Origin of the sequence: Bradyrhizobium sp. SZCCHNS2022, assembly GCF_032377575.1 — a bacterium.
In the GTDB taxonomy this organism is placed as follows: Bacteria; Pseudomonadota; Alphaproteobacteria; order Rhizobiales; family Xanthobacteraceae; genus Bradyrhizobium; species Bradyrhizobium aeschynomenes.
The window spans coordinates 6,332,560-6,358,091 of the sequence record NZ_JAUHHZ010000001.1; the positions used below are offsets into that span (position 1 = coordinate 6,332,560).

Genomic DNA, 25,532 nt, shown 5'->3' on the forward strand with positions numbered 1-25,532 from the left:
TCCTCCGCATCGGAGGAGGTCGTGGGGAGGGGGCCCCGCTGACGATGTCGCTGCATGCGATCGCCGACCGCAGGCGCTTCCTTGCGCTGACCCTCGGCGGAGCGGCGGCTCTGGCATGGTCCCGCAACGTCTCGGCGCAATCGGCATCGCCGCCGGCCCGCAGGCGCGCCGCGGTCGATGAGCATTCCGTCACGTCGGCAGTCAGGATCGAGGTCAAGGCACGGCCCTTGCCGTCCTTCGACCTGCGCGATCGGACGCATCTGCGCTTCGGGATGCTGCAATACCGCAGCGGCGTGGCGCTGACCTCGCCGTTTCCGGGCTTCGGCGGCCTGTCCGGCATCCGCCTCGACGCCAAAGGCGAGCGCTTCCTTGCGATCAGCGACAAGGGCGGCTGGTTCACCGGCCGCATCGTCTATTCCGGCCGCGAGATCGCAGGGCTGGCGGATGTCGAGGCGGCGCCGCTGCTCGCGCCGGACGGACGGCCCATCACCGAACGCGGCTGGTATGATTCCGAATCGCTCGCGCGTGATGGCGACGTCGTCTATGTCGGCCTCGAACGCGTCAATCAACTGCTGCGCTATGACTTCGCCAAGGGCGGGACCGGCGCGCGCAGTGAGATCCTGCCGCTGCCGGCTGCGGCCAGGCGGTTGCCCAACAACAAGGGGCTGGAAGCCCTTGTGGCGGTACCCAAGGGCTTGCCGCTCGCCGGAACGCTGATTGCGCTCTCCGAACGCGGCCTGGATGCGAACGGCAATCTGCTGGCCTTCCTGATCGGCGGTCCAGCTGCGGGGCAGTTCAGCATCATCAGAAGCAATGATTTCGACGTCAGCGATGCCGTGCTGCTGCCATCGGGTGACCTGCTGGTGCTGGAACGGAAGTTTTCGCTGTTCAATGGCGTCGGCGTCCGGATTCGCCGGCTGGCGCTGTCGCAGATCGCGCCGGGCGCGCTGGTCGACGGTCCGGCGATCTTCTCGGCCGATCTCGGCCAGGAGATCGACAATCTCGAGGGCATCGATGCGCATGTGACGCCCGAGGGCGAGACCGTGCTGACCCTGGTCTCCGACGATAATTTCTCGATGATCCAGCGCACCCTCTTGCTGCAGTTCACCTTGGTGGAATGAGCCGCAACCGCGCCGCGATGGTTGCGTTGACCGCGGGCCGTCCTTCGCCGACACTCCCAGGCCTCAGATCACCGCGAAATCCGTCCAGCCTGGAAATCAGCATGAGCGCCCTGTTCACTCCGATCAAGCTGCGCAGCCTCGAGCTCGCCAATCGCATCATGGTGTCGCCGATGTGCCAGTACTCGGCCGAGAATGGCGTGGCCAATGACTGGCACTTCACCCACATCAACACGCTGGCGCTGTCGGGTGCGGCGATGTTCTGCATCGAGGCGACGCATGTCGAGCCGATCGGACGCATCACGCCCGGCTGCCTCGGGCTGTGGGATGATGCGACGGAAGCCGCGCTCGCGCCGATCCTGGCATCAGTGCGCACGCATTCGAAGACGGCGATCGCGATGCAGCTCGCCCATGCCGGACGCAAGGGCTCCAGCCACAAGCCGTGGGATGGCGGCCAGCAGATTCCGCTCGCGGACGGCGGCTGGCAGACGGTTGCGCCATCGGCCGTGCCGCACAAGGCCGGCGAGCTCGCGCCCGAGGCGCTCGATCGCGCGGGCCTGGCCCGTATCCGCGACGCGTTCGTTTCCGCAGCGCAACGGGCGGCACGGCTGGGCATCGATGCGATCGAGGTCCATGGCGCGCATGGCTACCTGCTGCACCAGTTCCTGTCGCCGCTCGCCAATCAGCGCAGCGATGCCTATGGCGGCTCGCTGGAGAACCGGATGCGTTTTCCCCTCGAAATATTCGATGCGGTGCGCAGCGTCTTCCCCGCAGACAGGCCGGTCGGCATGCGCGTCTCGGCGACGGACTGGGTCGAGGGCGGCTGGGATCTCGACCAGACCATCGCTCTCGCGCAAGAGCTCGGGCGCCGCGGCGCCGACTGGATCGACGTCTCCTCGGGCGGCGTCTCGCCCTTGCAGAAGATCACGCTCGGACCAGGCTATCAGGTGCCGTTCGCCGACGCGGTGAAGAAGGCGACAAGACTTCCCATCGTCGCGGTCGGCCTCATCACGCAGCCGCAGCAAGCCGAGCAGATCGTGGCGTCGGGCCAAGCCGACATCGTCGCGCTGGCTCGCGGCATGCTCTACGACCCGCGCTGGGGCTGGCATGCCGCTGCCGAGCTCGGCGGCCAGGTTGCCGCACCTCCGCAATATTGGCGCTCGCAGCCCTCGACGCAGAAGGAGCTGTTCGGCAAGACCAGCTTTGGCGCACGCTGACGTGCAATTGATGAGGCCGTGGCGCGGCTCAGCATTGCAAAAATCTCCGGGTCATCATTCCGCCAGCGACACAGCTGACGATTGTCGCTGTCCAACGAAGTGCTAGACTTCGTAGACCACGTGCGGCGTTGCCGACTCGGTTGGTCGTGTTTCGTCTCGCGTGACGATGAGCGCATCACAAAGATGCGCCGCACTATAAACGCGAGAGGAAAGCGCCATGGAAATCGGATATTTCACGATGCCCTCGCATCCGCCGGAGTGCGGATTGAAGGAGGGACAGGAGTGGGACTTGCAGGTCCTGCGCTGGCTCGATGAGCTCGGCTATCAGGAAGCCTGGATCGGTGAGCATCACACCGCCCCCTGGGAGCCGCATCCGGCGCCCGATCTGATCCTGGCGCAGGCCTTTCGCGAGACCAAGAACATCCGCCTCGGCCCCGGCGGCTTCCTGCTGCCCTATCACCACCCGGCCGAGCTCGCCAACCGCGTCGCGATGCTGGATCATCTCTCCGATGGCCGGCTCAATTTCGGCATCGCCGCATCGGGCCTGCCGAGCGACTGGGCGATGTTCAACGTCGACGGCATGAGCGGCCAGAACCGCGAGATGACCCGCGAGGCGCTCGAGATCATCCTGCGTCTCTGGACCGAGCCGGCGCCGTTCACGCACAAGGGCAAATACTGGACGGTGACCAAGCCCGACGTGATGTTCGACTTCCTCAAGCCGCACATCAAGCCGGTGCAGGCGCCGCATCCGCCGATCGGCGTCGCCGGCCTGTCGAAGAACTCGGACACTCTGAAGCTCGCCGGCGAGCGCGGCTTCATTCCGATGAGCCTCAACCTCAACCCGGCCTATGTGTCGTCGCACTGGGATTCGGTCGAGGCGGGCGCCGCCAAATCCGGACGGACTCCCAGTCGCAACGACTGGCGGCTGGTGCGCGAGGTGTTCGTCGCCGAGACGGACGAGGAGGCCTGGCGCCTGTCGACCGGCGACATGATGGGCCGGATGATGAGCGAATACTTCCTGCCCCTGCTTAGCCATTTCGGCTTCAAGGACTACCTGAAGCATTCGCCCGAGGTGGCCGACTCCGACGTGACCGTGGACTATTGCGCCAGGCGCAACTGGATCATCGGCTCGCCGGCCACGGTGACCGAGAAGATCGAGAAGATCTGGCACGAGGTCGGCGGCTTCGGGACGCTGTGCGTGTTCGGCTTCGACTACAAACACAAGCCCGAAGCCTGGCACAACTCGTTGCGCCTGTTGAAGCAGGAGGTGATGCCGAGGTTGCGCCATCTCAATGCCGACATGACCAAGGCGGCGTAACATTGATGATCGGACCGGCGCCGGCGCGCCGGTCCGATCAGAGAGGCCTCCCATGCGCATTCGTGTCCGCCAATCCGCCCATGTGCTCGAACGGTCGGGTCTTGCCCTGGCGGGAGCGGCCTGCGGCGTGTTCGTCGGCGCCCATGTCGGCTCCAGCGTGCCGTGGCTCACCACGCAGGGCTTCCTGGTGGTGATGATGCTGTCGGGCGCGTTCGGCTTCTATCTCGGCATCGATACGCCCCAGATACCGTTTCACCCGCATGAGGAGGGCACGCCGGCCGAGCGGAAGATCGACGCCGCCGAGTTCCTCAGCGCCGTCGGCACCTTCCTCGCCACCCTCACCGCCTTCTTCGCCGTCGGCATTATCATCCTGCGCGAGGATCCGCACATCGTCTGGACTTCGCTGATCATGGCGGGCTGGGTGATCGGCGTGGTGATGCAGATTGTCGCAGGTGCGATTGCGCGGATGCGGCGCTGATGGCGCCGAGATCGCGTCCTGAGCGGACGGCAAGGCAGGATGCCGCGATCTAACAACCTGTCCAATTTTTGAGCTAACGCTGTCGCGAGTTTCAGCTTGCGATGCTGTTTGCAGCCGTGTGAGCCTCCACGTCGGGGCTTGACCTGTGAGGACCGTCGACCGCTGCGCAACGCACGGCCGATGCAGGTCCTGGCGATGTTTCCAAAGCATCGTCAGTGTGAGGATCGAAGCCCGTTCCATAGCGCTGCGCATGGGCGATCCACCAGTCCATGCACGCAGAGCAGGCGTCACATCAGAAGCCGCATGGCAGGATCGAGCGCATTGGCGCGCTTGATGCATCGTGGCCGGTCGAAACATTTGGGAAGTTCATCATGCTGAAACGGGTATTGCTGGGTGTCGTCGTCGGCTGCGGGCTGTCCGCGGCGCATGCGCAGGAGCCGAAGACCGGTGGTGTGGTCAATGCGGTGATCCAGCCCGAGCCGCCTGGCCTGATGCTGGCAATGGTGCAGAACGGACCGACCCAGATGGTCTCCGGCAACATCTTCGAAGGCCTGCTGCGCTACAGCCCCAAGCTCGAGCCGCTGCCCGGCCTCGCCGAGAGCTGGACCGTCAGCCCCGATGCCAAGGTCTATACCTTCAAGCTGAAGAAGGGCGTCACCTGGCACGACGGCAAGCCGTTCACATCGGCCGACGTGCTGTTCTCGATCGAGATGCTGAAGCAGACGCATGCGCGCGCTCGCAACAATCTGGTGATGGTCGAGAAGGTCGAGGCGCCCGACGATCTCACCGTGGTGTTCACCTTGAAGGAGCCGTTTGGACCGTTCATCGGCATCTTCGAAGTCGGCTCGATGCCGATGGTGCCGAAGCATCTCTATGAAGGCACCGATTACAAGACCAATCCGAACAACAACGCGCCGGTCGGCACCGGCCCCTTCATGTTCAAGGAATGGCAGAAGGGCTCCTTCATCCGCATGGTGAAAAACCCCAACTACCATGAGAAGGGCAAGCCCTATCTCGACGAGGTCTACTGGCAGATCATTCCCGACGCCGCTGCGCGCGCCGTGGCGTTCGAGACTGGCAAAGTCGATGTGCTGCCGGGCGGCTCAATCGAGAATTTCGACGTGCCGCGCGTCTCCAAGCTGCCGGGCGCCTGCGTCACCGGCGCCGGCTGGGAGTTCTTCTCGCCGCTGTCCTGGATGTGGCTGAACAACCGCAACCCGATCCTCGCCAACAAGAAGGTGCGGCAGGCGATCATGTACGCCATCGACCGAGACTTCGCCAAGGACGTGATCTGGAACGGGCTCGGCAAGGTGGCCACCGGCCCGTCCGCGTCGACCATCAAGTTCTACAGCGACGACGTGCCGAAATATCCGTACGATCCCGCGAAGGCCAAGGCGCTGTTGAAGGAGGCGGGCTACAAGGGCGAGAAGATCCGCATGCTGCCGCTGGCCTATGGCGAGACCTGGCAGCGCTGGGGCGAGGCGGTGAAGCAGAACCTGCAGGACGTCGGCATGACGATCGAGACGATCGCGACCGATGTCCCCGGCGGCAACCAGAAGATCATGGAGTGGGACTACGACATCGCCTTCACCTATCTCTACCAGTACGGAGACCCCGCACTCGGCGTCTCCCGCAACTACATCACCTCGGCGATCGCCAAGGGCCAGCTGTTCAACAATGTCGAGGGCTACTCCAATCCGGAGGTCGACAGGCTGTTCGCCGAGGGCGCGACGGCGCCGACCGATGCCAAGCGCAAGGAGGCCTACGACAAGGTGCAGAAGATCCTTGCCGAGGACGTGCCGGTGGCCTGGCTGCTCGAGCTGCAGTTCCCGACCATCACCAAGTGCAAGGTGAAGAGCCTCATCACCACCGGCATCGGCGTCAACGACGGCTTCCGCGACGCCTGGCTCGATAAATGATTGAGGGGCTGTTGCGACGTGTGATCCTGCAGTTCGTTACTCCGTCATGCCCGGGCTTGTCCCGGGCATCCACGTGGTTCTCAGCATGCCGGCCGACGTGGATGGCCGGGCCAAGCCCGGCCATGACGATGTCGAGACAGATGAGCGCAAAGCTTTGATCACGAACGATAGCCCTGTGGGCGCAGCGGTGTGCGCTGTGCCCCCGGTGCTCCACCTGCTTCTTGAGCCGACCACCACGGGCCATTCATGCTCTCCTTCATTGCCCAGCGCGTCGTGAAGGGCGTCATCGTCCTTCTCGCCATCATCGTGCTGAACTTCTTCCTGATCCGGCTGGCGCCGGGCGACCCTGCCGTGGTCATGGCCGGCGAGGCCGGCGCCTCCGACCAGATCTTCGTGGCGCAGCTCCGCGAGAAGTTCGGTCTGGACCGGCCCTTGCCGGAGCAGTTGCTCATCTACGTCAAGGGCATCGCCAGCCTCGACCTGGGCTTCTCGTTCCGCCAGCAGGCCCCGGTCGCCAAGCTGATCGCCGAGCGGCTGCCGGCGACCCTGCTGCTGACGCTGACGGCGTTCGCGATCTCGCTTGGTCTCGGCATCCTGTTCGGCGTGCTCGCCGCGCGCTTTGCCGGCACCATCCTCGACACCGCGATCACGGTGCTGGCGCTGATCTTCTATGCGACGCCGCTGTTCTGGATCGCGCTGATCGCGATCCTGCTGTTCTCGGTCTGGGCCGACTGGCTACCGAGCTTCGGCTATGAGACCGTCGGTGCCGGCTACACCGGCTTGCGCCACGCGCTCGACGTCGGTGCGCATCTGGTGATGCCGGCCGCCACGCTCGGCCTGTTCTTCATGGCCACCTACACCCGCATGACCCGCGCCTCGATGCTGGAAGTCAATCGGCTCGATTTCGTCAAGACCGCGCGCGCCAAGGGCCTGCGCGACGGGATCATCCTGCGTCGTCACGTCCTGCGCAATGCGTTGCTGCCGGTGGTGACCCTGGCCGGCGTTCATGCCGGCACGCTTGTCGGCGGCGCGGTGCTGACCGAGACCGTGTTCGCCTGGCCGGGCATCGGCCGGCTGATGTACGATGCGTTGATCCAGCGCGACTACAATCTCCTGCTCGGCGTGTTCGTGGTCTCCTCGGCGATGGTGCTGATCTTCAATCTCGTCACCGACCTCGTCTATCGCCTGGTCGATCCGCGCATCGAGTACGCGTCATGAGGCAGTTCTGGCGCACCATGCTGCGCAGCCCGAGCGGGATCATCGGGCTGATCATTCTCGTGCTGGCGATCGTGATCGCGGTGGCCGGGCCGTTCTACTTTCCCAATTCGCCGTGGCGGATGGTGCAGCGGCCGTTCGTCCCGCCATTCACGCTGGCGAAGGTGCCGCTCGGCACCGATGCGCTGGGGCGCGACGTGCTCGCGGGGCTGATCTTCGGGGCCCGCGTCTCGCTGCTGGTCGGCCTGGTGTCGACCCTGGTGGCCCTGGTGGTGGGCGTTCCGCTCGGCGCCATCGCCGGCTATTTCGGCGGCCGCGTCGACGACGCCTTGATGCGCTTCACCGAGTTCTTCCAGACCATCCCGAGCTTCGCGCTCGCCATCGTGCTGGTTGCGATCCTGCAGCCTTCGATCTATTCGATCGTTGCCGCCATCGGTCTCGTCAGCTGGCCGCCCGTCGCGCGTCTCGTGCGCGGCGAGGTGCTGAGCCTGCGCACCCGCGAATACGTCCAGGCGGCCGTCGTCACCGGCCAGAGCAATGCCTGGATCATCTGGCGCGAGATCCTCCCCAACGCATTGTCGCCGGTGATCGTGCTGGCCTCGCTGATGGTCGCCACCGCGATCCTCCTGGAATCCTCGTTGTCGTTTCTCGGCCTCGGCGATCCCAACCTGATCTCCTGGGGCTACATGGTCGGCGCCGGTCGCACCGTCATTCGTCAGGCGTGGTGGATCACGGTGTTCCCCGGCGTTGCCATCCTGCTGTCGGTGCTCGGCCTCAACCTGATCGGCGAGGGCCTGAACGACGCACTCAACCCGCGCCTGTCGCGGGAGGGCAGGTGAGGCATGGGTGATCCCGTCGTTTCGATCAAGAATCTCCGCATCGCGCTGCCCAAGGGTGCCGAGCGCACCCACGCCGTGGACGGCGTCTCGTTCGACCTCACCGCGGGCAAGATCGTCTGCGTCGTCGGCGAGTCCGGCTCCGGCAAGTCGATGTGCGCGCATGCGCTGCTCGGCCTGCTGCCGGATACAGTGAAGGTCGAGAGCGGCGAGATCGCCTTCGAGGGACGCGATCTGCTCTCGGTGGATCAGGACGGCTGGCGCGACCTGCGCGGCCGCCGCATCGCCATGGTGTTCCAGGAGCCGATGACGGCGCTCAATCCGTTGATGCGGATCGGCGAGCAGCTGATGGAGGTGTTCGAGGCGCACGATCTGTTGAGCCCGAAGGAGCGCCGCGCCAAGGCGCTGGCGCTGGTGCGCGAGGTCGGGCTACCCGATCCCGAGCGCATCATCCGCGCCTATCCGCATCAGCTCTCCGGCGGCCAGCGGCAGCGCGCGATGATCGCGATGGCGCTCGCGCTCGAGCCGGCCGTGCTCGTCGCCGACGAGCCGACCACGGCGCTCGACGTCACCACGCAGGCGCAAATCCTCAAGCTGATCCGCAACCTGCAGGCCAGCCACAACATGGCGGTCATGTTCATCACCCATGATTTCGGCGTCGTCGCCGATATCGCCGACCAGGTCGTGGTACTGCGCCACGGCAAGGTGGTGGAGGAGGGCACGGCGGAGGCCGTGCTTGGCCGGCCGCAGCACGACTACACCAAGGCGTTGCTCGCCGCCGTCCCGTCGTTCGATCCGCCGTCGCGTCGGTCACGTGAGGATGCGCCGCGGGCGCTGGAGGTGGTCGGCCTCGACAAGACCTACGTGACCCCGACCGGCTGGTTCCGGCCGAAGCGCGAGACGCGCGCCGCGCATGCGGTGAATTTCGCGATCCATCAGGGCGAGACGCTCGGCCTCGTCGGCGAATCCGGCTCGGGTAAGTCATCTGTCGCGCGTCTCGTGATGCGGCTGATCGAGGCCGATCGCGGCACCGTGCGCATCGGCGACGTCGATCTCACGGCGCTGGACGGCCGTGCGCTGCGGACGCAGCGCCATCGCATCCAGATGATCTTCCAGGATCCATTCGCCTCGCTCAACCCGCGCCGCAAGGTCGGCCGCATCATCGCCGACGGCATGGTCGCGCGGGGCACGCCGCTCGAGGCCGCGCTGAAGCGCGCGCAGGAATTGTTAGGTCTGGTCGGACTCGATGCCGGCGCCATCGGCCGCTACCCGCATGAGTTCTCCGGCGGCCAGCGTCAGCGCATCGGCATTGCGCGGGCGCTGGCGCTGGATCCGGAGATCATCGTCGCGGACGAGGCGGTGTCGGCGCTCGACGTCTCGGTGCAGGCGCAGGTGCTGCGCCTTCTCGAGGATCTGAAGGCGCGCCTCGGCCTGTCGATGCTGTTCATCACGCATGACCTGCGCGTCGCTGCGCAGATCTGCGACCGGATCGCGGTCATGCAGAAAGGCGAGATCGTCGAGCTGAAGCCGACGGCCGCCCTGTTCGCCGATCCCGAACATGCCTATACACGCGAGCTGCTCGCCGCGGTGCCCGGCCGCAAGCAGGAGGTGGCGTGAGTGTGCGCCGGCGCCGGCGGGAGGGAGCGACGAAGAAGCACGCCGAATGACTTGCAACATAATCGGCGTATTTGGGTTATAAGCACGGGAGACCATGAGCACGCGGCCGGGCAATCGCAGAGCGGCCGCGTCGACCCCGGGGATCGGGTCCAAGGCAGTCTGGTCCAAGAAAGCCTGGTCCAAGAAAGCCTGGTCCAAGAAAGTTTGGTCCAAGAAAGTTTGGTCCCAGAATTGGCTCAAGAACTCGGCTGGCGACAACGGATGTGCTCCGTCGATCGAGGCCGTCATGGAACCGTGGCTCTCCTGTGCCAGTCTCGCCAGGATGTCGCTGCCGTATCGATCATCTAACGAGGAAGCTCATCATGTCAGAGCGCAAGCCAACGGCTGCCGTGCTCGAGGCTCACAAGGCCTTCAAGACGGCTGCGGTGCAAAGGAATGACTATGAGAAGGCGCAGAGCGCTTTCGATCAGAACCGGGAGCGGCTGAAGGCCGAGCGTCTGGCGCGTGAAGCGGCTGTTCGCGAGAGCAAACAGCCGAAAAAGCTGGCGTGACTGCGAGCTTGATTCGCGGCCGCATCGGCGAGCCGCCGCCGCTAGTTCAGCTGCGCGGAGCTGCAAAGGCCGGCTGACCCTGGGGTCTGTCGCGGTCGGGTCGCGTCGGCGTCGTTGAGGGCAACGCGCCCGGCCGGGCCACGGGGACCTTCTTCACCGGCGCCGGCAGCAGCCCTTCGCGGATCGCCTGCTTGCGCGCAACCTTGCGCTGACGCCGGATCGCATCGGATTTCTCGCGCGTCTTGCGCTCGGATGGCTTCTCGTAGGATCGGCGGCGCTTCATCTCGCGGAAGACGCCCTCGCGCTGCATCTTTCGCTTCAGGATGCGCAACGCCTTCTCGACGTCATTGTCACGAACAAGAACCTGCAAAAGCGTCCTCCTTGTCTTCATCGAGATCGATGAGATCTTGCCGAAGCGTCGTCGACCGTCGCAACGCCGCGGACGGCAGCGCGCACGACAACGCTTCAATGTGATGAGTTGCTCAGATTGTCATGAGACATGGTGATCCCCTCCATGGGAAGGCGGGAGCACGAGACGTCTCTCAGCCAGCGGTGGCCAAGCCGTTACCGATGGTCCTTTGAAGATAAGGGTGATCGGCTGACATTGCCAGCGCGCTGACGCGCTGCGTCGGCTACCGCAAACTATATTTCCCTCGCGGCCTTGTAATTCCACGGAAAGTCTCTACCTTCAGGAGGTTCGATTAGCCGCTGTGCCTTTCTGAATGTGCCTGTGGGCTATTTCCAAAGTCATCGCTCAGTTGAATGAGATCGCGTGATGGTCGCGCGATGAATGATTGGAGATAGACATGCAGGGTACCGTTAAATGGTTCAACGGCCAGAAGGGCTTTGGTTTCATTCAGCCGCAGGACGGCGGGAACGACGTGTTCGTTCACATCAGCGCCGTTGAGCGCGCTGGTCTCGCCGGTCTGGCCGAGGGCCAGAAAGTTACTTTCGACGTCAAGACCGACAAGATGCGCGGCAAAACCAGCGCGGAAAATCTCGCGCTGGTCTGATCGTCCTGATCTGACGTCTTGTTGAATGCCTAGGGCCATTTCACGGATGTACTGAAATGGCTGGTTTGCCCGCTCGATCCTGTATTGAGCGGGCTTTCTGCGTCTCGACGATAACCTGCAGCTTCGAAAGGATCAGTCGCGATGGCCACCAAGAAGACGTCGGAGCGCTCTCCCGAAAGCTTGGCACGTGCAGAGCGCCAACGCGTTGCCGCCGAAGATGGAGCAAAGGCGCGCGCCGAATGGGATCAGCGCGCCGTTGCCGTCCGCAAGAATATGGAGCGGCTGCGCGTGCTGCGGCTCGCGAAGGAAGCGGAGGCAGCGCAAGCCCCTCCTGATGCCGCACCGAAGCGGCGAAAGAAGGTCGCGCGCTGACAGGGCTGATTGGTTCCGATCGGCTGCGTCGTTGTGGTCGGAACTTTCAATCCGCTGCGCGATTTCGAACAGTGTTCCGCGTACAGATCCGACCTTCCGACCGAGGAGGCTGACGTGGCCAAGTCGACCGCAACAGACGTTCGCATTGCCAAGGACAACACCCCAGACAGAGGCCATACGATCGCATTTGCGCTTGCGATCGGGGCAACGCGGCAGGTCTGTCACCTGGAGACCTGCTTCTGCACGCGCAATCAGGCATTCGCCTATCTGCAGAGAAACCGCACGACGTTCGAGCAGATGGCGCGCGAGCAGTTCGCCCGCGGCGAGGTCAAGGACGGCGTCATTCATCTGCGCATGATCTGACGCGATCCGCGTCGGTGGCGTGCGCCGGCGGCTGTGCGGCGCTGACGCGTCTGCGCTGTTAGTCCGCCTTCTGCTTGGCCGGCAGCGCCACACGCTCATAGGACGACGGCAGATTGACCGGACGATAGTCCTTCGACTCGGCGATCCGCATCAGCACGCTCTCGTGGACGAAGGCACCATCGGGAATGAAGCGCGGCTCGCAATTCGGAATGTAGAAGCCGAAATGCACCTTGCGCTCCGGCCATTCCTTGTATTTCGCGCTCTTCGGAACATATTCGAGCAGGCGCCAGGCGGGCGTCATCGAGTTGTGCAGCGGGCCCTGGACGCTCGGCGCCACATAGGAGAACGGGCTTCTCTTGCGTTGCACGCCCCAGGCCAGCTGGTTCACGGTGCGCGGATTGACCGCGAGCCCGGCCTCGACGGCCTCGTCGAGCATCCACAGCAGCGGATATTTCGAGGCGGCCGACTGCGCCTCCGGGTAGCCGCCGCCAACGTCGGAATGCACACCCGCGAACCACACCTGCTTCGCGTCCTGCGGTCCCGCCTGCGCCTTGTTGAAGCGGTTGGGTGTGAAGGTCTGCGGCATGTCCCAGGGTTTCAGCCGGAACATGCAGCGCCGTTCGTCCATCGCCGCCGCCTGGCGGAAGATTCTGACGCTGGGATTCTGAATCGTGAAGGCGAGCTCCTCGAGGCTCGGCAGTGCGAACAGCCGGTCGGTGCGCGGCACGATCACGCTCGCCACCGTGTCCCACACGCCGACGAAATGAATGGTCGGCCAGCGCGTCGAGGTGATGCGCGCGAACTGCGCGGCCTGATCGTCGCGGCTCTCGGGGATCGGGCCTTCCTCCTCGGTGCTCTCGACCTCGGTGGTGATGCCGCGCCCGGCCTTCGGATTGTCGGAGGAGTATTTCTTGTAGGCGATGACGCCGGATCCCGCGAGGTTGATCTGATCGGGCGAAATCAGCCCGACCTTGTGGATCAGTCCTGCCAACACGCGCACGGTGTAGGCGCCGCGCGAGAAGCCGAACAGGAAGATGCGGTCGCCGTCCTGATAGTGCGTGGTCAGGAAGCAATAGGCGTTGATGACGTTGTCATCGAGCCCGTATCCGGTCGCGAGCCCCAGCACGAGATTGAAGTTCGCCTTGAAGCGGTGCCAGCTGTCCGGCTGCGTCAGGGTGCCGACGCCGGGATCATAGAACACGGCCTGATGCGGCGTCGTCTTATCGGTCTTGCGCAGGCAGCGATACAGCTTGAGGACGTTCGAGATGTTCTCGCTGATCTCGTTGCCTGTGCCGTCGCAGCAGATGACAATATTCTTCATGGCAAAGGAATGTCCGCAATAATGCTACCGCAGCGAGTGTAGAGTATCCGGCTGGCGTTGGGGAGGCCGGTCGGCATGACACTTCGTCTCTATTGTCGACGCCGATAAAGCATTCCCTGTCGGCGCGCATCGTTGACCGATGTGCGAACGCTTGATCACGAAGCGCATCGGGAATTCCGCCGAGTACGCGACATCTCCGACGCAATGCAATCGCGTCAGCCGCAAATGAGCGCGTCAGCCGCAAACGAGAAAGGCCGGATCTTGCGATCCGGCCGTTTCGTCGTCTCAATTCGCTAAGCCTGACGCAGGATGCGCCGAGCTTTGGCGATGAAGCTATCGCCCTTCAGCTCGCCTTGGCAACCGGAGCTGCGTCGGCGGCCTTCTTCTCGATGGCGCGCTTCAGCTCGAGGGCACGCGGCGACAGGGCCGCGGCGTTGGCCTTCAGCAGATAGGCGTCGAGGCCGCCATTGTGGTCGACGCTCTTGAGCGCGTTGGTCGAGACGCGCAGGCGCACGTTGCGGCCGAGTGCATCCGAGATGAAGGTCACGTTGCACAGGTTCGGCAGGAAGCGCCGCTTGGTCTTGATGTTCGAATGGCTGACCTTGTGGCCAACCTGGGGGCCCTTGGCCGTCAGTTCACAGCGCCGCGACATGGCAATAAATCCTCTCTCATCCCCGCACCCTTCGTCCGCTCGTGTCGGCGGGCCGCGGGGGTCCAAAACTCGTCCAGCTCGTCTCTGGGAGATGCGGTCCTATAGGGGGGATGCGGCTTTTCGTCAAGGTTTTGAAGGTCGCGGCAAATACAGACGTTCTGACCCGTCGAACCCGGGGGGACCTGGGCCCTGCAGTCGCCCGATCGGGTCCGGGATCGCGGATCAGCACAAAAGCAGGCGTATAATCAACGGTGTAGCCGGCAGTTTAGACCATATAAAGGGCGCATTCGGACGGGATGGATGGTGTCCCGCGGCAGCCCCGAATGCCAGAACGGCGGCATGCTGGCGCGGTCCGGCGGTCGGCGCGTGATTCCGGCAGATTTCGGAGGACCGCTTTCGGAGGCAGTTCTGGCGCAAAGCGCTGGACAAACCGCCATTGTCGGACGGTTCGCGTTGTTCGAAGGCGTTTTTGGCTTAAGTAGCAAGGACGGCGCGCCGGAGGCATCCGGCGCTCAGGCAGGCGGATCGGCAGGATCAATCCTCACGTGACCATCATCTCGGCTTCCTCATTCCTCCCCCGTCGTCTGGTCGCGGCCGGCGCCGCGCTCGTCGTTGTGCTGGTGGCGCAAGACGCACAGGCGCAATCCCGGCTGGATGCGCAATACACGGCTTCGCTGGCCGGTATCCCCGTCGGCAAGGGCACCTGGGCCATCGAGATCGGCGACGAGCAGTACGGCGCCTCGGCGCAGGGCGGCACCGCCGGGCTGCTCAAGAGCTTCTCGCAAGGCTCGGGCTCGGGCTCGGTGCAGGGGCGCGTCGTCAACGGCGCGCTGGTCGGCCAGAGTTACCAGGCATCGACCACTGCCGGGAAGAAGTCCGAGCAGATCCGTATCAATCTGCAGAACGGCAATGTGAAGGATTTCGCCATCGAGCCGGCACCGCCGGTCGATCCCGATCGCATTCCTGTGACCGATGCGCACAAGCGCGGCGTACTCGATCCGATGACGGCGTCGCTGGTGCGCGTGCCCGGCAATGGGGAACTGCTGTCCCCGGACTCGTGCCGCGGCGCTGCGCCGGTGTTCGACGGACGCATGCGCTACGAGCTCAAGCTCGATTACAAGCGCATGGAGAACGTCAAGGCCGACAAGGGCTATCGTGGTCCGGCGCTGGTCTGCGCCGTCTACTTCACGCCGGTCGCGGGCTACATTCCGGACCGGCCCGTCGTGAAATACCTGGCGCAGGCCCGCAACATGGAGATCTTCTTCGTGCCGCTGGCGGGCACGCGCATCCTGGTGCCGTTCCGGGTGGTGATCCCGACCTCGTTCGGCACGGCGATGCTCGAGGCGACCTCCTTCATCACCCAGGCCGCGCCGCACGTCGCCAAGACGCAATAGTCGCGCAGCGCCGGCTGCGATCCTTCTTCACGTGACGGGCCAGCGCGGCACATGCCGGCACGGCCGTGACAGGTCGGCGTTCACGGCTTGCGCCCGTGAATCCGTTTGACTCTTCGCCGATTCTGATTCGACTCGGGACTCACGACAATCGGCCCCAGTTCCCTCGCGAAAGCGTTGCTTGTCGAGCCCGCGAAAACTTGATCTAGTGCCGACTTGATCGCAGAGCGCGAGATGTTGCGGTGAACGAAGCCGGAAAGACGATGGAGTCAGCGATTCCTTCGTGATTCGTTCTCAAGGCGTTCCGAAGCTTAAGCTGCGGCACTATATGCGTCACAATGTGAGACAGGGGTCAGCATCGCAGCCTCTCCAGACACCGCCAAAATTTGCCTTCATCGCGCGTGAACCGCGCGCTTCCAACGCCGGCTTCGAGACCCACATTTAACGAATGGCTTTTTCGTCTTCTTCGGCTGCCTCGCCCTTCGAGCGCATGTCCGACCGTGCCCCTGGAAGCGGCGTCACTGCCGTGCTCGGTCCCACCAACACCGGCAAGACCCATCTCGCGATCGAGCGCATGCTGGCGCATTCGTCCGGCATCATCGGCCTGCCGCTGCGGCTGCTCGCGCGCGAGGTCTACAACAAGATCGCCGATCGCGTCGGCAGCGAGGCCGTCGCGCTGATCACCGGCGAGGAAAAGATCAAGCCGAAAAATCCGCGCTACTGGGTCTCGACCGTCGAGGCGATGCCGCGGGACCTCGACGTGTCCTTCCTTGCCGTCGACGAAATCCAGATCGCATCCGATCTCGAGCGCGGCCACGTCTTCACCGACCGCATCCTGAACCGCCGAGGCCGCGACGAGACGCTGCTGCTGGGAGCGGCGACGATGCGCCCGATCATCGAGCGGCTGTTGCCGGGAGCCTCGATGGTAACGCGACCCCGGCTGTCGCAACTCGAATTCGCCGGCGATCGGAAGATCACCCGACAACCGCGCCGGACCGCGATCGTCGCCTTCTCGGCCGACGAGGTCTATGCGATTGCTGAGTTGATCCGCAGGCAGCATGGCGGCGCGGCGGTCGTGCTCGGATCGCTGTCGCCACGCACGCGCAATGCGCAGGTCGCGATGTTCCAGAACGGTGACGTCGACTATCTCGTCGCCACCGACGCGATCGGCATGGGCCTCAATCTCGACGTCGATCACGTCGCTTTCGCTTCCGATCGCAAGTATGACGGCTATCAGTTCCGCCGCCTGACGCCGTCCGAGTTTGCCCAGATTGCAGGCCGGGCCGGGCGCGCAACGCGCAACGGCACCTTCGGCACTACCGGGCGTTGTGGCCCATTCGAGCCCGAGCTGGTCAATGCGCTGCAGAACCACGCCTTCGATACCGTGAAGATGCTGCAATGGCGCAACTCGAAGCTGGATTTCGCGTCCCTCAGCGCGTTGCAGGTGTCGCTGGCGGTCGCGCCCGGGCATGAGGCGCTGACGCGCGCGCCGATCGCCGAGGATCTGCGCGTCCTCGATCACGCCGCGCGCGACGCCGAGGTGCGCGACATGGCGCATGGCGCCGCGGCGGTCGAGCGTCTATGGGAAACCTGCCAGATCCCGGACTATCGCAGGCTGTCGCCGGCCGCGCATTCGGAGCTGGTGACCACCGTGTTCGGCTTCCTGATGCAGAAGGGGCGTATTCCGGACGCCTGGTACGCGGCCCAGGTCGATCAGGCCGACCGCGTGGACGGCGATATCGACACGCTGTCGGGGCGGATTGCACAAATTCGCACCTGGACCTTCGTGGCCAACCGGCCGGATTGGCTGCGTGACCCGGATTATTGGCAGGGGATTACCCGCGAACTCGAAAATAAATTGTCAGACGCCCTTCATGAACGGCTCACGGAGCGTTTCGTTGATCGTCGTACCAGTGTATTGATGCGGCGCCTGCGGGAGAACAGTGTTTTGAATACGGAAATCGGCAAGACCGGCGAAGTGATCGTTGAAGGGCACGCGATCGGCCGCCTCGATGGATTCACCTTCGCGCCCGACGCCGCCGAGGCCGGCTCCGAGGCCAAGGCCTTGCAGGCTGCTGCCCAGAAGGCGCTGGCCGGCGAGATCGAGGCCCGTGCCGAGAAGCTGTCCAATGCGCCGGACGAGCACATCGTGCTGACGGCCGATGGCACCATCCGCTGGACCGGCGACGCCGTCGCCAAGCTCGTCGCGGCCGACGACGCCCTGCATCCGCGCCTGCGCATCATTGCCGACGAGCGGCTCACCGGGGCTGCCCGCGACAAGGTGCAGGCCCGGCTCGATCTGTGGCTCAAGACCCATATCGAAAAGCTGCTCGGGCCGCTGTTCGAACTGTCGAAGGCCGAGGACATCACCGGCATCGCCCGCGGCATCGCGTTCCAGCTGGTCGAGGCGCTCGGCGTCATCGAGCGCACCAAGATCGCGGCGGAGATGAAGGATCTCGACCAGCCCTCGCGTGCGGTCCTGCGCAAATATGGCGTGCGCTTCGGCGCCTATCACATCTACGTTCCGGCGCTGCTCAAGCCGGCCGCGCGCGCACTGGCCGCGCTGCTGTGGGCCGAGAAGCAGGGCAATGTCGACATGTCGGCGCTGACCGGAGCGCAGCATCTGGCGAGCTCGGGACGCACATCGTTCCCGGTCGACAAGGCGCTGCCGCGCGACGCCTATCGCGTGCTCGGCTACAAGCAGGCCGGTGAGCGCGCGGTGCGCGTCGACATCCTGGAGCGGCTTGCCGACCTGATTCGTCCTGCTCTGGCCTGGCGCGAGAATGCGCAGGGCGAGAAGCCGGCCGGCGCGTTCGACGGCCGCGGTTTCGTGGTGACCCAGGCGATGACCTCGCTCACCGGCTCGGCCGGCGAGGATTTCGCTTCGATCCTCCGCGCGCTCGGCTACCGCATGGACAAGCGCCCGCCGCTGCCGCCCAAGCCGGTCGATGAGAAGCCCGTCGACGAGAAGCCCGTGGCTGAGGCGCCCGTCGAGGCTGCCGTTCAGGTGACTGCGGCTGAGCCGGCGGAACACGAGAACGCGCCCAGCGATGAGGTCGCAGCGATTGCCAGCGAGCCGGCCGACGAGCAGGCTCCCACCGTCGCAGAGGCCGCCGTTGCTCCGGTGATCGAGCAGGTCGTCGCTGTGCCGGACGCTGCCGGTGAGGAGCAGGTCGAGACCGCGCCGGCGTCGGCTCTGGCCTCGCTGCCGACCGTGGATTTCGTCACGCCGGACGCGGCCGGTGAAGCCGCTGCGGCCGAGCCGGTCCCCGCGAGCGTCGACGCTGCGGCCGAAGCCGTGGTGGCGGACGCGCCGCAGCCGGAGACCGTTGAAGCTGCTCCGAGCGAGCCTGCGAGCGCGGGCGATGCTCCGGCGACCGCGCCGGTTGCCGAGTCTCCCGCTGCCGAAGCGGCGCCCGCGGCCGAGCCGGTCCTGATCGAAGTCTGGCGGCCCGGCGGACGCTCGGAGGAGCGCAGGCCGCGTCACGATCATCATCAGCGGGGCCGGCACAATCGTCCGCAGCACGAGCGCGGGCAGGCTGCTGGCACGCCAGCGCCTGCAGGGGCAGCTTCGGCCGAAGGCGGCGAGGCACGCGAGCGTCAGCATCGCGGCCATGGCCGCCGCGACCGGATGAAGGAGTTCGGCAAGGACTTCCGCAAGGGCCCGCCGGAGAGCGGTGCGGCTCCCGCCGAGGGCGCAGCAGCGCCGGCACGTGAGGACCGCGGCCCGCGCCGCGATCACGATGCCAAGGGGCGCGACCAGAATCGCGACCGCAACAAGGGTGGCAAGTTCGGCGGTGATCGCGAGGGACGCGGCGGCCGCGACTTCGGCAAGGGCGGTCGCGACAAGCGCGACAGCGGCCCGGCGCTGCGACCCTATGCGTCGAGCGGCGGGGGCGGTCGTGATCGCGACCGGCCGGTCGATCCGAACTCGCCGTTCGCCAAGCTCGCCGCGCTCAAGGAGCAGCTTGCGGCGAACAACCGCAAGGACTGACCGGCAGTCCGGTTGGCCGTATCGATCGGAAGGACAACGCCCACGTCTGACACTCCGTCAGAGCGCCAGCGTCTCGACAAGTGGCTGTGGCACGCGCGGCTGGTCAAGGCTCGCACCAGCGCCGCGGCGCTGGTGTCGTCCGGCCACGTCCGTGTCAACGGCGTGCGCGAGACCTCGCCTGGACACGGGGTCAAGACCGGCGACGTGCTGACCATCGCGCTCGATCGCAGCGTCCGCGTGCTCAAGGTGACGGGGTTCGCCGCGCGCCGGGGTGACGCAGCATCGGTGCGTGGGCTGTATGATGATCTCGACGGCGCTGAACGAAGCTGACGGGGTTGCGCCTGCGCAACTCCGGTTCAGTTCTTGGTCCTGCTTCCCTTGCGGCACACCACATCCTGCGCTAGTGCAAGCCTGCCGATTTATTGATCCGTTCCGGAGCCCTGGATGACTTACGTCGTCACCGAAAACTGCATCAAATGCAAATACACCGATTGCGTTGAGGTCTGCCCGGTAGACTGCTTCTACGAGGGCGAGAACATGCTCGTCATTCATCCGGACGAATGCATCGATTGCGGCGTGTGCGAACCCGAATGCCCGGCGGACGCGATCAAGCCCGATACCGAGCCGGGGTTGGAGAAGTGGCTGGGCGTCAATGCCGAATACGCCAAGTCCTGGCCCAACATCACCCAGAAGAAGGATCCGCCGGGCGATGCCAAGGAGCACGACGGCGAAGGCGGAAAGTTCGAGAAATATTTTTCGTCGAAGGCCGGCGCCGGAGACTAGCGGGTCGCGTGGCAACCGGCGCTCGCCGAGCGCCGAGCAGGCTGGCCGCGGGACGTCAGCCGGATCGGAATGCCACGCGGAAACAATGGCCTAGGAGGCATCCTGCGGTGCGGGAACAGCCCGTGCAGGAGTGTTCGATTCTGGCACGCTTCACTTAACCCTAACTTCGCGGATCCGTCACAATACCGCCCCTGGAGCCTCTAAATCATTGATTTTTGCGGGAAATGTGCTATATATGGCACATTCTCAGAGCCGAACCCGGCCATGCGTATACTTTTTTGGCCGCCCTTTTAGGTTCCCGCAACATCAAACAGGGGCGTGGCAGTTCCGCGCGCAGGCTGTGTCACAGAAAACGCGTAAAAAGAGTGCTTCCAAGAGTACAAAAAAAGCCGCCGCGGCGAGCCGCAGCGTTTCCAAGGGCCGTGCCCGCGCTCCTGTAAAGGAGATTCGGGCTGCCGCAAAGGCCTCGGCTGCCAAGTCCACCAAGAACAAAAGAAGCGCAATGCCTGAAAAGACTGCCAAGACTGCCGCGAAAGCATCCGCCGCGAAGACCACTCTTGCAAAGGACTCGGCTGCGAAGGACTCTGTGACGAAGACCGTGACTGCCAAGGCGGCGGCTGCGCCGAAGGCCACCAAGACCGCGGTACCGGCTGCTCCTGCCCCCGCCGCCAAGCCGGCGGCTCCCGCTGCGGCCGCGCCGCGCGTCGAGGAGAAGAAGCTGCCGACCCAGCGCCAGGGCTTCAAGACCAACGAATTCGTCGTCTATCCCGCTCACGGCGTCGGCCAGATCCTGGCCATCGAGGAGCAGGAGATCGCGGGCGCCAAGCTCGAGCTGTTCGTCATCAACTTCATCAAGGACAAGATGACGCTGCGCGTGCCGACCGCCAAGGTCGCCAATGTCGGCATGCGCAAGCTGTCCGATCCGGCGCTGGTGAAGAAGGCGCTGGAGACCCTGAAGGGCCGTGCCCGCGTCAAGCGCACGATGTGGTCGCGCCGCGCCCAGGAGTACGAAGCGAAGATCAATTCGGGCGACATCGTCGCGATCGCCGAGGTCGTGCGCGACCTCTATCGCTCGGAGTCGCAGCCGGAGCAGTCCTACAGCGAACGCCAGCTGTATGAAGCCGCGCTCGACCGTCTGTCGCGCGAGATCGCGGTGGTTCAGCACTCGACCGAGACCGAGGCCGTCAAGGAGATCGAGACGCAGCTCGCCAAGAGCCCGCGCCGCGGCGCCAAGACCGAGGCCGACGCGGTCGCCGAGGGCGATGCCGACGCCGAGGGTGACGACATCGACGGCGACGACACCGCCGTGGCGGATGAGGCGGCCTGATCGACCGTTCCAGCGTTTTCCAATTAGTTGCTTACGAAAGCCCGGCCGCGAGGTCGGGCTTTTTGTTTGGTTGTCGGTTTGGTCCGTCTCTGTTGGCGGAGACCGCGCCGCTTCCAATCTCTCCGCTGTCGTCCCGGCGAACGCCGGGACCCATAACCACAGGACGTTGTGGTTTGCGACGGCGGCCGCTCCAGCGTGCTCAGCAACGGAAAACGGCGGCTATGGGTCCCGGCTCAGGGCCGGGACGACACCCTCTCTGAGGCGCAGTCTGCGCCATGCATCTGATTTGTCGCGCAGGCGAGCGCCCGAAGGAGCGTCACTCCACCACGATCTTCACCCGGTCGCGAACCTTGACCTGCGCGCGGGCATCGAGCCCGTTCAGCACCCGGAAGCGTTCGACCGGCCGGTCGACGCCGGTCATGCGGTGAGCGAGGGACTCCACCGTGTCGCCCGGCTGCACGGTGATGACCTTGATGCGCAGCGGCCGGGCGGACTGGATCTCTTCCAGGCTGAGCCGGCGGAACGAGTTGACGGTCTCGCGCGCGTTGCGCTCGCTCTCGGTGGTCTTCTGGCGCGAGGCGAAGATGAAGCGGTAGACGTCGCTGCCAACGCGCAGCGCGTAGACCTTGAACTGCCAGGGATCGCCGCTCGCCGTCGTCGCAGCCGCCGGGAAGCCATTGATGGTGAGCTCCTCGGTCGCCGACTTGTCGACGTTCTCCATCCAGCCCGAATTGAGATAGTCGCCGAGCGTCTGGCGGGCGGGCACGCGCACCACGTCGAAGCGCATCGCCTGGGCGCCACCCTCGCGCACGCCGATGACGGCCTGCGCGGTGTTGTCGAGCGTGAAATTCTCCGGTGCCTGGAACGTGAAGCCGAGCTTGGGGTGCAGGAAGCGCCGGCCGCGCACGAAACCCTCGCTCGGGTCCTCGCCGTAGACGATGTTGTCGACGGCGGCGAGATAGGTCTCGCGATCATGCTCCCGCGCTTCCGGCGAGACGTACTGCTTGGCGATCGCCGCGGCGTTCTGCACCCGCTCCGGCGTCGCCGGATGCGACGACAGGAAGTCCTGCGCGCGCGGGTCGAGCGCGACCTTGCCGGCCTTCAGCTCGGCGTTGCGCTCCATCGAGGACAGGAAACGCGCTGCGCCGTAAGGGTCGAATTTGGCCTTGGCCGAGATGCCGACGCCGATGCCGTCGGCCTCGAACTCCTGGGTGCGCGAAAAGCTGGCCATCGTCATCTTGGTCTTGGCCAGTGCCAGCGCGGTCAGGTCGGGATCGTTGCCCATGTCGGAGACGACGCGCGTCACCACGGCGGCCTGGCGTGCCTGGTCTTCGCGGATTGCGGCGTGCCGCGCCAGCACATGCGCCATCTCGTGGCTCAGCACCGACGACAATTCCGAGGTGTCGTTCGCCAGCGCGATCAGGCCGCGCGTGACGTAGAGCTGACCCGTCGGCAGCGCAAAGGCGTTGACCGCGCCGGAGTTCAGGATCGTGACCTTGTAGCCCTGGTCCGGGCGATCGGACGCCGCGACCAGCCGGTCGACGATCTTTCCGATCAGTCCTTCGAGCTGGGGGTCCTCATAGGCGCCGCCATAGGTTGCAAGAATGCGCTCGTGCTCGCGGTCGCTGGCCGGGGTGGTCTGCACCATCGCCGGCTTCGGTCGCGGCGTCGGCATCGGCGCCGTCGCCTGCTGCAACTTGCCCATGTCGCTGCAACCAGCCAGAGCCAGCCCCAGGCACAGCAAGGCCGGTGCGATCCGCGAACCGCAGTTCATCGCCGTCATGCGCCTTCGAACAGACAGGTTCACGTCGCTACTCACGTACCACCGCGGTCAATTTCCGCTCAAAATCTCGATCTGCGCGATCTGCGTCAGTTCCAGTCTCGGACCCGCATGCGCCTCGATCCAACCGCGCACGCGAACTTGTCGATTCGCAAGTGATTTGACGTCGATGCCGGCACCTTCCAATACCGCGATCATACGCTTTGGAATAATCACAGCGAAGCCCCGTGTCCAGCTACGAGCGAAGTTCAGATAAGTTGTTGTCCCTGTCTGTCGTACGGACAACACCTTCCCTTCGACAACCGTAAATAGCCCAACGCCAGCCAAAATATCGTCTGGACTTTCCGCGTTTTTTATGACGGTCCCCGTCTTCCAGACGCCACGCCGCGACGTGCGCGCGTCGGCCTCCGCCGCGCCCAGGTTGAGGGCGCAATCGCGGTCCGGCAGGTCGATGCCGCGAAGGACGAGGCCCTGCCGGAGCAGCTCGCTCTGCACCGGCTGGTCACCCCCGGGCACGAAGGCAAAGGCCCGCTGCCGGCCGTAGCGGTCGGGGGCATCGTCCTCACCGCGGAGCACGACGTCGCGGCCGCGCAGCAGCGTGCCGAGCGCCTCCATCGCCGCTGCGCTCTGCTCCGGCGGCGCCTCGATGCCGGCGAGCCTGACCTCGCGGCCGTCGCTGAGGCGGACGCTGCGCGCGTCGACGATCTCGCCGACATGCCCTTCGCCGAGCTCGGCGAGCACGCAGGATGCGGCATGGCTCGTCGGCGCAGTCGCGCAGGTCGCGAGCAGCATCAGGCAGAGCCGATGGAGCGAGTGTCTGCAGTCGATCTTGCGTGCACGCGTCATGCTGCATCATCGCACGAAATGTCCATTCCACTCAGCGGAAAACAGCAGCGTGCAACGCCTGTTGCAGGCGCTTGCCGCTGACGTGCGCGTGCGCCATGATGCGAACTATCAACGAGGCCGTCGCCATGTAGCGGCGTTGCCCGGCAGGGAGGTAATCGATGAGCAGGTCCATCTGTGGCGCAGCGGCGTCGCTGTTCATGCTGGCTTCAGCGCTCACGCTGTCCGCGACCGCAGCCCATGCGCAGAGCAAGCCGCCACTGAAGATCGGCGGCATCCTCGACATGTCCAGCCTCTACGCCGACATCACCGGGCCCGGCAGCGAGGCCGCCGCGAAGATGGCGGTGGAGGATTTCGGCGGCGAGGTGCTGGGGCGCAAGATCGAGGTGATCGCGGCCGACCATCTCAACAAGGCCGATCTCGCCGCCAACATCGCCCGCGACATGCTCGACAACCAGGGCGTCGAGATGATCTGGGACGTCGCGGCCTCCGCCACCGCGCTCGCGGCCGGCGAGATCGCGAAGGCGCGCAACAAGATCGTCATCTTCAACGGTCCGGGCTCTGTTCGGCTCACCAACGAGGCGTGCGGGCCCTACACGGTGCACTACGTGTTCGATACGTTCGCACAGGCCAACGTCACGGGCCTTGCCGCGGTGAAATCCGGGCTCGATAGCTGGTTCTTCCTCACCGCCGATTACGCGTTCGGCCAGGATCTGGAGAAGGACACCACCAATGTCGTCGTGAAGTCGGGCGGCAAGGTGCTCGGCAGCGTGCGCCATCCGCTCAACACTTCGGACTTCTCGTCCTTCCTGCTGCAGGCGCAGGCGTCCAAGGCCAAGGTGGTCGGTCTCGCCAATGCCGGCGGCGACACCATCAATGCGATCAAGCAGGCCGCCGAGTTCGGTCTCACCAAGAGCGGACAGAAGCTCTCGCCGCTGCTCGCCTTCGTCTCCGATATCGACAGCGTCGGACTGGAGACTGCGCAGGGGCTGCTCGTCGCGGAAGCGTTCTACTGGGACCTCAACGACGACACGCGCGCCTTCGCCAAGCGCTTCATGGAGCGCACCAAGCGCGTGCCGACCTCGGCGCAGGCCGGCGTCTACTCCTCCGTGACGCACTATCTCAAGGCCGTGAAGGCCGCCGGCACGACCGATGCGGACGCCGTTATGAAGCTGATGCGGTCGACCCCGATCAACGACATGTTCGCCAAGGGCGGCCGCATCCGCGAGGACGGCCGCATGGTGCACGACATGTATCTGTTCGAGGTCAAGAAACCGTCGGAGTCGAAGGGCAAGTCCGACGACTACAAGCTGCTGGCGACGGTGACCGGCAATGACGCGTTCCAGTCCCTGGAGGCCTCGCGCTGTCCGCTGGTGAAGAAGTGACGGTTGAAAGGCCGCCGCGCGGACGCGCCCTCGGCCTCC

General features: G+C 65.2%; 24 protein-coding genes. 18 read left to right on the top strand and 6 right to left on the bottom strand.

Annotated features, from left to right (window positions below):
* Positions 1 to 44 precede the first annotated feature (44 nt).
* The 9 genes from QXZ94_RS28345 (at position 45) to QXZ94_RS28385 (ending at position 10,269) form a co-directional block, all read left to right on the top strand.
* The gene (locus QXZ94_RS28345; RefSeq protein ID WP_315723971.1) at positions 45 to 1,121 is read left to right on the top strand and encodes an esterase-like activity of phytase family protein; all 1,077 of its coding nucleotides are present in this window, start codon (positions 45 to 47) and stop codon (positions 1,119 to 1,121) included.
* Between the two features lie 101 nt (positions 1,122 to 1,222).
* Positions 1,223 to 2,335, top strand: coding sequence for an NADH:flavin oxidoreductase/NADH oxidase (locus QXZ94_RS28350; protein WP_315723973.1), 1,113 nt, complete (start codon positions 1,223 to 1,225; stop codon positions 2,333 to 2,335).
* A 217-nt stretch (positions 2,336 to 2,552) separates the two neighbouring features.
* The gene (locus QXZ94_RS28355; protein ID WP_315723975.1) at positions 2,553 to 3,653 is read left to right on the top strand and encodes an LLM class flavin-dependent oxidoreductase; all 1,101 of its coding nucleotides are present in this window, start codon (positions 2,553 to 2,555) and stop codon (positions 3,651 to 3,653) included.
* Between the two features lie 52 nt (positions 3,654 to 3,705).
* Entirely contained in the window at positions 3,706 to 4,131 is a 426-nt protein-coding gene (locus QXZ94_RS28360) for a hypothetical protein (protein WP_315723977.1), read from the top strand.
* 371 nt (positions 4,132 to 4,502) lie between these two features.
* Positions 4,503 to 6,050 carry an ABC transporter substrate-binding protein gene (locus QXZ94_RS28365; RefSeq protein ID WP_315723979.1) on the top strand — a complete coding sequence of 516 codons (1,548 nt, stop codon included), beginning with the start codon at positions 4,503 to 4,505 and terminating at the stop codon, positions 6,048 to 6,050.
* 246 nt (positions 6,051 to 6,296) lie between these two features.
* Positions 6,297 to 7,268, top strand: coding sequence for an ABC transporter permease (locus QXZ94_RS28370; RefSeq protein WP_315723981.1), 972 nt, complete (start codon positions 6,297 to 6,299; stop codon positions 7,266 to 7,268).
* Positions 7,265 to 8,104 (top strand): ABC transporter permease, encoded by an 840-nt coding sequence (locus QXZ94_RS28375; protein WP_172114503.1) that lies wholly within the window; start codon positions 7,265 to 7,267, stop codon positions 8,102 to 8,104. The genes QXZ94_RS28370 and QXZ94_RS28375 overlap by 4 nt, the downstream gene beginning before the upstream one ends.
* Positions 8,105 to 8,107: 3 nt before the next feature.
* Positions 8,108 to 9,718: an ABC transporter ATP-binding protein gene (locus QXZ94_RS28380; protein WP_172131426.1), complete on the top strand. Its 1,611-nt coding sequence runs from the start codon at positions 8,108 to 8,110 to the stop codon at positions 9,716 to 9,718.
* Positions 9,719 to 10,080: 362 nt separating this feature from the next.
* On the top strand, positions 10,081 to 10,269 hold the full coding sequence (locus QXZ94_RS28385) for a hypothetical protein (RefSeq protein WP_315723984.1): 189 nt from the start codon (positions 10,081 to 10,083) through the stop codon (positions 10,267 to 10,269).
* Between the two features lie 46 nt (positions 10,270 to 10,315).
* Here the strand turns inward: QXZ94_RS28385 and rpsU are convergent, their stop codons facing one another.
* Positions 10,316 to 10,639, bottom strand: a complete 324-nt coding sequence (rpsU, locus tag QXZ94_RS28390) for a 30S ribosomal protein S21 (protein ID WP_315723986.1) — start codon at positions 10,637 to 10,639, stop codon at positions 10,316 to 10,318.
* A gap of 436 nt (positions 10,640 to 11,075) precedes the next feature.
* On the opposite strand from rpsU, the gene QXZ94_RS28395 reads away from it, so the two are divergent.
* The 3 genes from QXZ94_RS28395 (at position 11,076) to QXZ94_RS28405 (ending at position 12,017) form a co-directional block, all read left to right on the top strand.
* A complete protein-coding gene (locus QXZ94_RS28395; protein ID WP_172114507.1) occupies positions 11,076 to 11,282 on the top strand; it encodes a cold-shock protein in 207 nt (68 codons plus the stop codon).
* A gap of 141 nt (positions 11,283 to 11,423) precedes the next feature.
* Positions 11,424 to 11,654, top strand: coding sequence for a transcriptional regulator (locus tag QXZ94_RS28400; RefSeq protein WP_315723989.1), 231 nt, complete (start codon positions 11,424 to 11,426; stop codon positions 11,652 to 11,654).
* A 114-nt stretch (positions 11,655 to 11,768) separates the two neighbouring features.
* Positions 11,769 to 12,017, top strand: coding sequence for a hypothetical protein (locus tag QXZ94_RS28405; protein ID WP_315723991.1), 249 nt, complete (start codon positions 11,769 to 11,771; stop codon positions 12,015 to 12,017).
* 58 nt (positions 12,018 to 12,075) lie between these two features.
* On the opposite strand, the gene QXZ94_RS28410 is transcribed toward QXZ94_RS28405, so the two are convergent.
* A complete protein-coding gene (locus QXZ94_RS28410) occupies positions 12,076 to 13,338 on the bottom strand; it encodes a DUF2235 domain-containing protein (RefSeq protein WP_315723993.1) in 1,263 nt (420 codons plus the stop codon).
* Between the two features lie 343 nt (positions 13,339 to 13,681).
* On the bottom strand, positions 13,682 to 13,990 hold the full coding sequence (gene rpmB / locus QXZ94_RS28415) for a 50S ribosomal protein L28 (RefSeq protein WP_315723995.1): 309 nt from the start codon (positions 13,988 to 13,990) through the stop codon (positions 13,682 to 13,684).
* 545 nt (positions 13,991 to 14,535) lie between these two features.
* Between rpmB and QXZ94_RS28420 the strand changes: the two genes are divergently transcribed.
* From QXZ94_RS28420 to QXZ94_RS28440, 5 genes are all read left to right on the top strand, one after another.
* Positions 14,536 to 15,384 carry a DUF3108 domain-containing protein gene (locus QXZ94_RS28420; protein ID WP_409998565.1) on the top strand — a complete coding sequence of 283 codons (849 nt, stop codon included), beginning with the start codon at positions 14,536 to 14,538 and terminating at the stop codon, positions 15,382 to 15,384.
* A gap of 445 nt (positions 15,385 to 15,829) precedes the next feature.
* Entirely contained in the window at positions 15,830 to 19,375 is a 3,546-nt protein-coding gene (locus tag QXZ94_RS28425) for a helicase-related protein (RefSeq protein WP_315723997.1), read from the top strand.
* A gap of 24 nt (positions 19,376 to 19,399) precedes the next feature.
* Complete coding sequence (locus QXZ94_RS28430) at positions 19,400 to 19,705, top strand: RNA-binding S4 domain-containing protein (RefSeq protein ID WP_311976457.1); 306 nt, start codon at positions 19,400 to 19,402, stop codon at positions 19,703 to 19,705.
* Between the two features lie 114 nt (positions 19,706 to 19,819).
* Positions 19,820 to 20,158 (top strand): ferredoxin FdxA, encoded by a 339-nt coding sequence (gene fdxA / locus QXZ94_RS28435; protein WP_172114514.1) that lies wholly within the window; start codon positions 19,820 to 19,822, stop codon positions 20,156 to 20,158.
* A gap of 502 nt (positions 20,159 to 20,660) precedes the next feature.
* Complete coding sequence (locus QXZ94_RS28440) at positions 20,661 to 21,485, top strand: CarD family transcriptional regulator (protein ID WP_315724000.1); 825 nt, start codon at positions 20,661 to 20,663, stop codon at positions 21,483 to 21,485.
* A 316-nt stretch (positions 21,486 to 21,801) separates the two neighbouring features.
* Here QXZ94_RS28440 and QXZ94_RS28445 read toward each other — a convergent pair whose 3' ends face one another.
* The 3 genes from QXZ94_RS28445 to QXZ94_RS28455 are packed head-to-tail and all read right to left on the bottom strand — an operon-like array spanning position 21,802 to position 24,283.
* A complete protein-coding gene (locus QXZ94_RS28445) occupies positions 21,802 to 23,268 on the bottom strand; it encodes a M48 family metalloprotease (protein WP_315726581.1) in 1,467 nt (488 codons plus the stop codon).
* A 48-nt stretch (positions 23,269 to 23,316) separates the two neighbouring features.
* Positions 23,317 to 24,111 (bottom strand): thermonuclease family protein, encoded by a 795-nt coding sequence (locus QXZ94_RS28450; protein ID WP_409998773.1) that lies wholly within the window; start codon positions 24,109 to 24,111, stop codon positions 23,317 to 23,319.
* Between the two features lie 31 nt (positions 24,112 to 24,142).
* Positions 24,143 to 24,283 carry a hypothetical protein gene (locus QXZ94_RS28455; RefSeq protein WP_315724002.1) on the bottom strand — a complete coding sequence of 47 codons (141 nt, stop codon included), beginning with the start codon at positions 24,281 to 24,283 and terminating at the stop codon, positions 24,143 to 24,145.
* A gap of 25 nt (positions 24,284 to 24,308) precedes the next feature.
* On the opposite strand from QXZ94_RS28455, the gene QXZ94_RS28460 reads away from it, so the two are divergent.
* Positions 24,309 to 25,493, top strand: a complete 1,185-nt coding sequence (locus QXZ94_RS28460) for an ABC transporter substrate-binding protein (RefSeq protein ID WP_172114527.1) — start codon at positions 24,309 to 24,311, stop codon at positions 25,491 to 25,493.
* The last annotated feature ends 39 nt before the right edge of the window (positions 25,494 to 25,532 follow it).